Origin of the sequence: Sphingomonas sp. Leaf20 (assembly GCF_001421535.1) — a bacterium.
GTDB lineage: Bacteria > Pseudomonadota > Alphaproteobacteria > Sphingomonadales > Sphingomonadaceae > Sphingomonas.
The window spans coordinates 1,674,176-1,685,000 of record NZ_LMKN01000001.1 but is presented as its reverse complement, the minus strand read 5'-3'; the positions used below and the strand labels follow the sequence as shown (position 1 = coordinate 1,685,000).

The 10,825-nt window shown below is 66.0% G+C and carries 12 protein-coding genes and 1 riboswitch (1 of these 13 only partly in view); of the genes, 6 read left to right on the top strand and 6 right to left on the bottom strand.

The genetic code is table 11. From position 1 onward, the window contains the following. On the top strand, nt 1-201 hold the 3' end of the coding sequence (locus ASE72_RS07760) for a lipopolysaccharide biosynthesis protein (protein ID WP_082445886.1). Its footprint begins 1,296 nt before the window's first position; the window shows 201 of its 1,497 coding nt (coding positions 1,297-1,497); its start codon lies beyond the left edge, outside the window; it ends in the stop codon at nt 199-201. 24 nt (nt 202-225) lie between these two features. On the opposite strand, the gene thiC is transcribed toward ASE72_RS07760, so the two are convergent. From thiC to ASE72_RS07735, 5 genes are all read right to left on the bottom strand, one after another. After that, complete coding sequence (gene thiC, locus ASE72_RS07755; protein WP_056018531.1) at nt 226-2,145, bottom strand: phosphomethylpyrimidine synthase ThiC; 1,920 nt, start codon at nt 2,143-2,145, stop codon at nt 226-228. A gap of 39 nt (nt 2,146-2,184) precedes the next feature. Then, nucleotides 2,185-2,292: riboswitch (TPP riboswitch) on the bottom strand. A gap of 88 nt (nt 2,293-2,380) precedes the next feature. Further along, the gene (locus ASE72_RS07750; protein ID WP_235532273.1) at nt 2,381-3,244 is read right to left on the bottom strand and encodes a MipA/OmpV family protein; all 864 of its coding nucleotides are present in this window, start codon (nt 3,242-3,244) and stop codon (nt 2,381-2,383) included. 68 nt (nt 3,245-3,312) lie between these two features. Continuing rightward, nucleotides 3,313-3,714, bottom strand: a complete 402-nt coding sequence (locus ASE72_RS07745) for a DUF2141 domain-containing protein (RefSeq protein WP_327196461.1) — start codon at nt 3,712-3,714, stop codon at nt 3,313-3,315. Further along, nucleotides 3,668-4,486, bottom strand: coding sequence for a sterol desaturase family protein (locus ASE72_RS07740; RefSeq protein ID WP_056018524.1), 819 nt, complete (start codon nt 4,484-4,486; stop codon nt 3,668-3,670). The genes ASE72_RS07745 and ASE72_RS07740 overlap by 47 nt, the downstream gene beginning before the upstream one ends. A 99-nt stretch (nt 4,487-4,585) precedes the next feature. Next, nucleotides 4,586-5,248, bottom strand: a complete 663-nt coding sequence (locus ASE72_RS07735; protein ID WP_235532272.1) for a GNAT family N-acetyltransferase — start codon at nt 5,246-5,248, stop codon at nt 4,586-4,588. Nucleotides 5,249-5,454: 206 nt separating this feature from the next. Here ASE72_RS07735 and crtY point away from each other — a divergent pair, with 206 nt between their 5' ends. The 5 genes from crtY (at nt 5,455) to ASE72_RS07710 (ending at nt 10,495) form a co-directional block, all read left to right on the top strand. Continuing rightward, complete coding sequence (gene crtY, locus ASE72_RS07730; protein ID WP_056018521.1) at nt 5,455-6,621, top strand: lycopene beta-cyclase CrtY; 1,167 nt, start codon at nt 5,455-5,457, stop codon at nt 6,619-6,621. Further along, a complete protein-coding gene (locus tag ASE72_RS07725; RefSeq protein WP_056018518.1) occupies nt 6,618-8,096 on the top strand; it encodes a phytoene desaturase in 1,479 nt (492 codons plus the stop codon). The genes crtY and ASE72_RS07725 overlap by 4 nt, the downstream gene beginning before the upstream one ends. Before the next feature lie 299 nt (nt 8,097-8,395). Continuing rightward, complete coding sequence (locus ASE72_RS07720; RefSeq protein WP_056018515.1) at nt 8,396-8,674, top strand: hypothetical protein; 279 nt, start codon at nt 8,396-8,398, stop codon at nt 8,672-8,674. 128 nt (nt 8,675-8,802) lie between these two features. Further along, nucleotides 8,803-9,384, top strand: a complete 582-nt coding sequence (locus ASE72_RS07715) for a TIGR00730 family Rossman fold protein (protein ID WP_056018512.1) — start codon at nt 8,803-8,805, stop codon at nt 9,382-9,384. Between the two features lie 160 nt (nt 9,385-9,544). Beyond that, nucleotides 9,545-10,495 (top strand): phytoene/squalene synthase family protein, encoded by a 951-nt coding sequence (locus ASE72_RS07710; protein WP_056018510.1) that lies wholly within the window; start codon nt 9,545-9,547, stop codon nt 10,493-10,495. A 21-nt stretch (nt 10,496-10,516) separates the two neighbouring features. On the opposite strand, the gene ASE72_RS07705 is transcribed toward ASE72_RS07710, so the two are convergent. Next, nucleotides 10,517-10,747 (bottom strand): hypothetical protein, encoded by a 231-nt coding sequence (locus ASE72_RS07705; RefSeq protein WP_056018508.1) that lies wholly within the window; start codon nt 10,745-10,747, stop codon nt 10,517-10,519. Nucleotides 10,748-10,825 lie beyond the last annotated feature (78 nt).

Sequence of the window (10,825 nt, the reverse complement as noted above, 5' to 3'; positions counted from 1 at the left end):
TCGCCGGCGCTGGCCGCGATAACGATGACGCTCGTCATCACGATGGTCGACGCGGTGCTGCCGCCGATCGACGTGCATTGGCGGCTGGCGCTGCTCGTGCCGATCGGCGGGCTGGTCTATGCGGCGTGGATGCTGGTCTTCGCACGGTCGACGGTCGCCGACCTGATCGCGGTGATCAGGAAGCGGCCCGTCACCGCATAGACGTCCCCCGGCTCACCCCCCGGCTCACGTCGCAGGCAGATAGATCTCGCCGCCCTTCGCGCGGAACTGTTCGCTCATGTCGGCCATGCCCTTCTCGGCATCGGCACGAGTGCCCTTGGCGAAGTTCGCTCGATCCGCATCGCTATGATCGACGTCGGCGGCGAGGAAACTGTCCGCGGGGCTGTTCTGCTTCGCGGCGAAGTCGCGAACCTCCTGCGTGATCTTCATCGAGCAAAATTTGGGTCCGCACATCGAGCAGAAATGCGCGGTCTTGGCGCCTTCCGCGGGAAGCGTCTGGTCGTGATACTGCTCGGCCGTGTCGGGATCGAGGCTCAAATTGAACTGATCGCGCCAGCGGAATTCGAAGCGCGCGCGGCTCAAGGCGTCATCACGCATCTGCGCGGCGGGATGCCCCTTCGCCAGATCGGCGGCATGCGCGGCGAGCTTGTAGGTGACGACGCCGACCTTGACGTCGTCGCGGTCGGGCAAGCCCAGATGCTCCTTGGGCGTGACGTAGCAAAGCATCGCGGTGCCGTACCAGCCGATCTGCGCCGCGCCGATCCCGCTGGTAATATGGTCATAGCCCGGCGCGATGTCGGTGGTGAGCGGCCCCAAGGTATAGAAGGGGGCTTCGCCGCAGACCTCGAGCTGCTTTTCCATATTCTCCTTGATCTTGTGCATCGGCACATGGCCGGGGCCCTCGATCATCACCTGAACGTCGCTCTTCCACGCGCGGTGGGTGAGTTCACCGAGCGTGTAGAGCTCGCTGAACTGTGCCTCGTCGTTGGCGTCGGCGATGCTGCCGGGGCGCAGGCCGTCGCCGAGCGAATAGGCGATGTCATACGCCTTCATGATCTCGGTGATCTCGTCGAAGCGCTCGTAGAGGAAGCTCTCCTTGTGGTGGCTGAGGCACCATTTCGCCATGATCGAGCCGCCGCGGCTGACGATGCCGGTGACGCGCTTGGAAGTCATCGGGATATAGGCGAGGCGGACGCCGGCATGGATCGTGAAGTAATCCACGCCCTGCTCCGCCTGTTCGATCAGCGTGTCGCGGAAGATCTCCCAGGTGAGGTCCTCGGCGACGCCGCCGACCTTTTCGAGCGCCTGGTAGATCGGCACGGTGCCGATCGGGACGGGCGAGTTGCGGAGGATCCATTCGCGCGTGTCGTGGATGTTGCGGCCTGTCGACAGGTCCATCACCGTGTCGGCGCCCCAGCGGATCGACCAGACGAGCTTGTCGACCTCGGCCGCCACGTTCGAGGCGACCGCGGAGTTGCCGATATTGGCGTTGATCTTGACCAGGAAGTTGCGACCGATCGCCATCGGTTCGGATTCGGGGTGGTTGACGTTGTTGGGGATGATCGCGCGGCCGCGTGCGACCTCGTCGCGGACGAACTCGGGCGTGACGAAGTCGGGGATCGACGCACCGAAGCTCTCGCCGTCGCGCTTATACTCTTTCAGCATCGCGCGGCCGAGATTCTCCCGCGTCGCGACATATTCCATCTCGGGCGTGATGATGCCGCGGCGCGCGTAATGCATCTGGCTTACATTGGCGCCAGCCCTGGCGCGCAACGGGCGCTTGATGCTGCCGGGGAATTGCGGGACGCCGCCCGAGCGGTCGGGGCCGAGCTGGCCATTGTCCTCGGGCCGGACCGCGCGCGCGTCGTAACTTTCGACGTCGCCGCGCGCCTCGATCCACTGGCGGCGGAGTCGTGGGAGGCCGGCGTTGATGTCGATCGTCGCCCTGGGGTCGGTGTACGGACCGCTGGTGTCGTAGACGCGCAGGGGCGGCTCGGAACAGCTGGGGTCGAGGACGATCTCGCGCATCGCGACGCGGACGTCGGGGCTGGAGGGCACCGCGACATGGATCTTCCGCGAGCCCCGGATGGGGCCGGTGGTGACGCCGATATCGGCCTTTTCGCTGCGTGCTTCGTAATCGGCCATGCGCTTGCTCCTAAAGGTCTCGGAGCAAGGCGTGCGGTTCTGTGGCGACCGCTCCCTCCCTCCGCCGGTATCAACCGGATCAGGTTCAGCGGGTCGAAGGCTCCTGCCTTCCTCTCAAGCGCGGATCGGCGCTCCCCCGGGGTAGGGCGAGCATAGGCGCAACGGACGGAGGCGCAAACGAAAAACCCCGCGCGGCCGGCCGCACGGGGTTTTCGGGTCGATCGGCTTGTTGCGATCAGAAGGTGTAGGTCAGGCCCACGGCGCCCAGCCACTGATCGGCATCGCCGACGTCCGCGACGATCGGGCTGTCCTTGTACTTGCCGAGCATGCGGCCGTAGAGCACGCCCGCGCCGACGCCGAACCCGCGGCGAAGATCGCCCGACAGGCTCTGCAGCGCGAACGCCGAGACGTTGACCCGGCGGAAGCCGCTGTCGTTGATGTCATAGGTGCGCAGACCGCTGTTGATCGTGCCGATCGGCGTGACCGCGGCATAGGTCCGGCCGAAGCCCTTGCCCGCATAATCCGCCGACAGGCCGAACGCGACCAAGGTGCGGACCGACAACGGCGTCGTATAGTTGACCTGCGGGGTGATGACATAGCTGTCGTGCGTGCCCGACACGTCGTGGATATAGGCGACGCGCGCGGTCAGCGTGTCGTAATCGCTGGTGATGACGCCGGTCTTGCCGATCCCGACAAAGCCGCCGACTTCGTACGCGGTGTCGATCTTGCCGAGCGCGCGGACCTGGCGGTTGTCGACCCGGCCGGTGCGATCGGTGCGGACCGCGGCGATGACACCGACTTCGTAGTTGATGCCGACGCCGCCCGTGTTCGGGATGAGATTGACGTAGAGCTGCGTCCCGCGCGTGAAGAAGTCATGCCCGCGCACCGTCCCAATCGCGACCGCGCCGGGGGTGAAGCTGTTGCTGTCCGCGCCCTCGTAATCGGGGAGCGACGCGACGCCCAGCCCGAGCGTGATGCGGTTGTTGTCGGCGGGATCGGTGATCGGCGGGGTGGGGTTGGGATCGGTCTGCGCAAGCGCCGGGGTGGCGACAGCAAACGCCGCGGTTGCGGCAGTCAGGACGAGAGAGAATGCGCGCAAGGACGTGCTCCGGACAAAAAGGTTCCACCGCGCAACGCGGCAGTGCGTCATTCGGTCCGCTATCAACGTCAGAAGATATAACGCATTTTTACTTGTTGTATTTCGGCATCACCGGCGACCGCGAAGCGCGCGGCGGAAAAGGACGGTGGCCCGAAACGCACCGGGGCGTTGCGCGAGAAGCCAAAGCCCTCGCGCGGAATACCCGCGAACGTGTCGAGCTTCGAATTGCCATTCTCGTCATGAATGATCGCGAGCGCATAGCCGCGCTGCGGGAGTCCGGCGAAACTGGTCGTCCGCTCGTTCGCGGGCAGGTTGCGGGTCAGCGCGTTCGCGTCGTCGATGCAGGCCGGAAAATTCTGCGGGTCGGCGGTCAGGCAGATCCGGATCAACCCCTTGGTCGAGCGGACATTGTCGACGCGGACGTCAAGCCGCGTGACCGGCGCCGCCGCCGCCAGGGTGGCCCATATCACTGCCGCCGCCGCGAGCCGCAGCATGGGCGCGTGCCGCCTTGTCATGCGACTTGCTGAAGTCGCCAAGGCCTCGGTCGGTGCCGCAGAGCCGATCCCAAAATCGGAAATAGAGCCCATAATTGCACCTGTACTGTTCGTGATGTCGCTGATGGTGGCTGGCCGTGATCAGCCATTCCCCCAATGCCCCCCGCCAGATGAACCGGGGAAAAACTTCCCACCCCATATGGTTCGTGACTCCCATAACCGTCATGATCGTCAGGACCAAACCCAGTCCACCGACATGGATCGGAATCAGGAACACCAGTAGCGGAATTATCACAGCGCCGGTGATCGCCTCGATCGGATGGAACGCCATCGCCGCCCAGGCGGTCGGCGGACGGCTGGCGTGGTGCAGCGCATGCGCGAGCTTGAACGGCTTGGGCCGGTGCATCCAGCGATGCGTCCAGTAGAACCAGCTATCGTGCGCTGCGAGGAACAGCAGCACCGACACGGGCAGATACCAGAGCGGCATCGCGTGGATGTCGGTATAGATCTGCGTCCAGCCGCGATTCTGCCACCCCCAGGCAACGACGCCTGCGGGCACGCCGTAGATCGCCGCCGAGGCGATGCTCCAGACGATCTCGCGCCGCATCTGTGCATCGAGCCCGCGATAGAGCCCCGGATGCCGCACGCGCGTCGCCGCGGCGAACGCACCCGACACGATGAGATAGCGCACGCCGACGATCACCGTCATCGCGAACGCAGAAAGAAGGATGGCCAGCGCGATCGTCATGCCGCTGCGTATAGGGGCTTTTTGCGGGCGGGGTAATGGGGTGTCGGGCGCGAAGAATGCACGTTTCCCGCAGGACTGGAACGGCTTTGGAAATCCGGCCTATGCCCGCGGTCCAGACCCAGCGTGACGATCGAGGATCAGGATAGGCTTGTCGTGATAGCGGCCGGTCACGCGCTCGAGATAGCCGAAGCGCGCGGCGAGCCGGAGCGAGGGCGCGTTGTCCGGATCGATGATGCACGTCGTGACGGGGAAGCGCGGATCGGTCCACGCAAACACCGCGGCGAGCGCTTCCGATGCATAGCCCTGCCCCTGCGCCTCCCCGGTCAGCGTCCAGCCGACTTCGGGACCTGTCGCGCCCGGGCCGTCGATCGGCGGCAGGATCGCCCGCCGCGCCTCGATCAGGCCGAGATCGCCGATCAGCCGCCCGGTCGCGGTCTCGCGCACGATCCAGCTGCCATAGCCATAGGCGGCCCATTGCCCGATCGAACGCAGCAGCCGTATCCACACGTCCTCGCGACTGCGCGGCACGCCGCCGATCATCGCGTAGACGCGCGGATCCGCCCACATCGCCGCACACTCGTCGAGATCGGCAGGCGCGTGACCGCTCAGCGTCAGCCGCGCGGTCGTGAGCGTCGGGGCCGGCGGATGGCGGTGACTGGCGTCGCTGGCGGGCGTCGGGTGCGTGGGCGTCGGGTGTGTGGGCGGCATGGCGGATCCGGTGTTGCTGCCGGCATAGTGGCGGAGATGGTCGCGGCGCGCCATGCCTCTTCGTGTGCGGGCGGCGCTCGCTGAGGGTGTTTTGACAGGATCGCGCGACGCGGTTCCCGGCCTTCCCGAGGGCTGCGTCACAGGCTCCGTCGAAGGCTCCGCATCCCGCCCGTCGTCCGGTTGGCAATGCAGATTGTCTTCGCCCGCGATTGCACGGGAAAGGCTGTTTGCCGGGGCGCAGCTTTGCGCTAGTCGGAGCCATGGCATCGACGATCCCCTGCGACGTCGCGATCGTCGGCGCGGGTCTGGCCGGCGGGATGATCGCGCTGGCGCTCAAAGCCAAGCATCCGACGCTCGACGTGCGCCTGGTCGATTCGGCCGACAGCGTCGGCGGCAATCACCTCTGGTCCTTCTTCGGCAGCGACGTGGCGCAGACCGATCGCTGGATCGTCGCGCCGCTCGTGGTGCATGCGTGGCGCGGCTACGACGTGCATTTCCCCGCGCATGCGCGCACGATCGACGAGACCTATTATTCGATCGAAAGCGAACAGCTCGACCGCGAGGTGCGCCGCGTGCTGCCGCGCGACGCGCTGATGCTCGGGCGCAAGGTGCTTGGCGCGAGCGCGACCGCGGTGGTGCTGGCGGATGGCGACCGGATCGAGGCGACCGGCGTGATCGACGCGCGCGGGCCGGGCGACCTGTCGCTGCTCGATCTGGCGTGGCAGAAATTCCTGGGCCGCGAGCTGAAGCTCGGCGCGATGCACAAGGCACCGCGGCCGATGGTGATGGACGCGAGCGTCGAGCAGATCGACGGCTATCGCTTCGTCTATTGCCTGCCGTTCAAGGCGCGGCGGATGTTCGTCGAGGATACCTATTACAGCGACACGCCCGATCTCGACGTACCGGTGCTGCGCGAGCGGATCGACGCCTATGTCGCGGCCCGCGGCTGGTCGGTCAAGGCGATCGCGCGCGAGGAATCGGGCGTGCTGCCGGTCGCGATGGGGGGCGATTTCGAGGCCTATTGGCGGTCGACCGGCGCGCGCGTCGCCAAGGCGGGGATGCGCGCGGGGATGTTCCACCCGACCACCGGCTATTCGCTGCCCGATGCGGTGCGGACCGCGTCGGCGATCGCCGCGCTGCACGATTTCTCGGGCGGCACGCTCCACGACACGACCTATGCGATGGCGCGCGCGACGTGGAAACGCCGCGGTTTCTATCGCATGCTCGACACGATGTTGTTCCGCGCATCGGAACCGGCGGAACGCTATCGGATCCTCGAACGCTTCTACCGGCTGTCGCCATCGCTGATCGGCCGCTTCTATGCCGGACGCTCGACCATGACCGACAAGGCACGCATTCTCACCGGCAAGCCCCCCGTCCCCATCGCGCGCGCCGTTCGCGCCATCGCAGGCAGTATGAGATCATGAAGACAGCTATCGTCATCGGTGCAGGGTTCGGTGGGCTGGCGCTTGCGATCCGGCTGCAAGCGGCGGGTGTGCAGACGACCATCGTCGAGAGCCGCGACAAGCCGGGCGGGCGCGGCTATTTCTGGGAACGTGACGGGTTCACCTTCGACGCAGGCCCGACCGTCATCACCGATCCCGACTGCCTGCGCGAGCTATGGGCGCTGAGCGGGCACGAGATGAGCGCGGACGTGACGCTCGACCCGGTGCTGCCCTTCTACCGGCTCAACTGGGCGGACGGGACCAATTTCGACTACACCAACGACGACGTGCAGATGCGCGCCGAGATCGAGAAGCTTCACCCCGGCGACTGGGCGGGATACGAGAAGTTCCTCGAATATTCGGCAGGCGTGTTCCGCGAAGGCTATGAAAAGCTTGGCCATGTCGCGTTCCTCGACTTCGGGTCGATGATCAAGGCCGCGCCCGCGCTCGCGAAATACCAGGCGTGGCGCTCGGTCTATTCGATCGTGTCGGGCTTCGTGAAGTCGGAGAAGCTGCGCGAGGCGCTGAGCTTCCACACGCTGCTGGTCGGCGGCAATCCGATGACGACGAGCGCGATCTACGCGCTGATCCACAAGCTGGAGCGCGATGGCGGCGTCTGGTTCGCGCGCGGCGGCACGAACCGCCTCGTCGCGGCGCTGGTGACGCAGTTCGAGCGGCTGGGCGGCGTGCTCAGGCTCGATGATCCGGTGACCTCGATCGAGACGCTGGGCGACCGCGCCACGGGCGTGGTCTGCGCAAGCGGCTGGTCGGCGCAGGCGGATGCGGTGGCCGCGAACAGCGACATCATGCACACCTATCGCGACCTGCTCGCGACCTCGCGCAGCGGACAGCGCAAGAAGGCGTCGCTCGAGCGCAAGAAGTACAGCCCGTCGCTGTTCGTCGTGCATTTCGGGATCAAGGGCACGTGGCCGGGCATCCCGCACCACATGATCCTGTTCGGACCGCGCTATAAGGGGCTGCTGTCGGACATCTACGATCACGGCGTGCTGTCGGAGGATTTCTCGCTCTACCTGCACCATCCGACGGTGACCGATCCGTCGCTCGCCCCGGAGGGGCATTCGACCTTCTATGCGCTCGCGCCGGTGCCACACATGGGCAAGTTCCCGGTCGACTGGGACGAGATCGGCCCGATCCTCGAAAAGCGCATCCTCGACGAGATCGGCCGGCGGCTGATTCCCGATATCCATGAGCGGATCGTGACCAAGTTCAGCTATGCGCCAAAGGACTTCGCACAGGATCTCAACGCGCATCTGGGCTCGGCATTCTCGCTCGAACCGGTACTGACGCAGAGCGCGTATTTCCGCGTGCACAACCGCGACGATCATATTCCGAACCTGTACTTCGTCGGCGCGGGAACGCATCCGGGCGCCGGCATTCCGGGCGTCGTCGGTAGCGCCAAGGCGACGGCGCGGTTGATGCTCGAAAGCGAGAAGTAATACCGCGGCGCGCGATGCGATGGGTGGTGATTGCACAGGCTGTCCCACCCATTGCGCCGCCCCAGTCGAAGATTTCACGTCGTTGCAGGCTGGGTGTCTGCTTGGCTTGCCGGAATGACATGGTCCGGAATGGTGGTGATTTTGGCAACCGCCGCCTCCGCATCGATCACTTATCTTCCAACTGCGACCTGTGTGTTTTCCACGCCGCCGAAACGGATGGATCGTCGATGGTGCAGCGCTGACGATCCCCTACCCTTCCTGTCGAGCGGCCGCTCTGACCACATAGGAAGGATGACGACATGACCATCAAGGTAAACAAGCAGGACTGGAACGCACTGAGCGCCACCGAGCAGAACGAGATTTCGAGCATTATCGGCGCGCATTTTACCGGCGAGACGATCGAAGCGACGGACGACGGCACCGCGATCGCCGACGTCGGCGGCTTCTGCACGATGATCTGCAACGCAGCCGAAGCCGCCGCGACCGCATTGTGCAGCAGATTGACGAACCCCACCGCCAAACAGGTGTGCGTTGTGGCCGCGCAAGCGGCCGGCGATCTGTGTCGGTCGAAATGCTGAGCGACTGACCGTTCGAACCGGCCGCGACCGGCCGGTTCGAACACTGCGCTAGTCACCGCGCCCGTCACTTCGCCAGGCAGGTATCAGAGCGACTTGTGGCGCAGGCGCGCATCCCTTAGCGGTGCGCTATGAAACGTCTTGCAGTCTATTGCGGGTCGGCCACACCGGCGGACCCGATCTACATCGAGGGCGCCCGCGCGCTGGGGCGGACCTTTGCCGAGCGCGGAATCGGGCTCGTCTATGGCGGTGGCCGGACAGGGTTGATGGGCGCGATCGCCGATGGCGCGCTCGAGCGCGGTGGCGAGGTGATCGGCGTGATCCCGCAGGCGCTCGTCGATGCCGAGGTCGCGCATCGCGGGCTGACCGCGCTTCACGTCGTGCAGGGCATGCACCAGCGCAAGCAACTCTTCACCGATCTGTCGGACGGGTTCGTCACGATCCCCGGCGGCACGGGGACGATGGACGAACTGTGGGAGGCGCTCAGCTGGGCGCAGCTCGGCTATCACGCGGATCCTGTCGGATTGCTCAACAGCGCCGGCTATTATGACCATCTGATCGCGTTCTGGGACAAGATGGGCGAGGTCGGTTTCCTGCGACCGCAGCACCGCGACCTGCTGATCGTCGCGGACACGCTCGACGTGCTGCTCGACCGGATGGCGAACCACGTCCCGACCCAGCCGATCGTGCGGATGAACGCGTCGGACCTGTGAGGTTGACGGCGCACTCCATTACTCGCCGCCACCCCGGCGAAGGCCAGGGTTCAGTTGAGGCGGCCAAAGTAACGACGCGCGGCGTGAGCCAAGTCTGGTTTTCCAGCCGGACCCCGGCCTTCGCCGGGGTGGTCGCCGCCATCGTGGCGCGCGTGCGCGCATGAGCCACCCCCTCCCCTCGCGCGAGGCGATCGTCGCGACCGCGCATGAATCGATCGCGCGCGGTTCGAAGAGTTTCGCCGCCGCGAGCCTGTTGTTCGACAAGCCGACGCGCGAGCGCGCATGGCTGCTTTACGCCTGGTGCCGGCGGTGCGACGATATCGCGGACGGGCAGGACCATGGCCACGGCATGACCGTGGTCCACGACGCGCCCGAACGGCTCGCGGCGCTGTCGGCGATGACCGAGCAGGCGCTCGCGGGCGAGGTCGTCGGCGAACCCGCATTCGATGCGCTCAGGATCGTCGCGGCGGAAACCCGGATGCCCAGGCGGTTCGCGCGCGATCTCGTCGCCGGCTTCGCGCTCGATGCGGAAGACTGGCGCCCGCGTTCCGAAAACGACCTGTACCGCTATTGTTACCATGTCGCGGGCGTCGTCGGCTGCATGATGGCGGTCGTGATGGGCGTCGATCCCGACGACGAGGATACGCTCGACCGCGCCTGCGACCTCGGCATGGCGTTCCAGCTCGCCAATATCGCGCGCGATATCGAGGAGGATGACCGGGTCGGGCGCTGCTATCTGCCGATCGAATGGCTGGTCGAGATGGACTTTCCCCCCGGTCAGCACATGAAACCGCCTTTCCGGTCACGGCTTGCCGTCTTGTCGAAGCGGATGGCGGATCGCGCCGCTGCGTTCGAAGCCAGCGCCCGCGAGGGGACCCCGGCGCTGTCGTTCCGATCGGCTTGGGCGGTACTCGCGGCGGCGGGGATCTACGGCGCTATCGGGCGGGCCGTTGCGTCGCGCGGCGAGCACGCATGGGACCACCGCGTTACGACGTCGGGGATGCAGAAGCTGGGGTTTATCGTGACAGCCGCACGAGAGGCAGCCAATCGGGAGAAGCTCTATCCGAGGCGGCCCCGTGACGCACGCTTGTGGACGCGCCCCAAGGGCTAGTCCGTACTGCCGAGCGGAGGCTCAGCCCTGCGCCTTCGCCTTGCCGGCCTTGGCGATATACTGCCCCTGCGCGCGGCAATTTGCGCCGATCATCGGGTAGGGAACGTCGGTGTTCTGCGCCAGCTGGTCGGGCAGCGCCGCGCGGCACTGTGCCATCGTCTCATAGCGTGCCGGGATCACCCGGGCTTCGGTGCAATTGATGTTGCCGTCACCGCAACCCATGATGGCCATGACGTAGAACAGCGGTTCCATTTCATTCTCCAATCGAAATAGAAAAGCGACGAAGTGGCAGGATTGTTCCCCCAACCGCTTTCGCCGGGGCTTGACCGC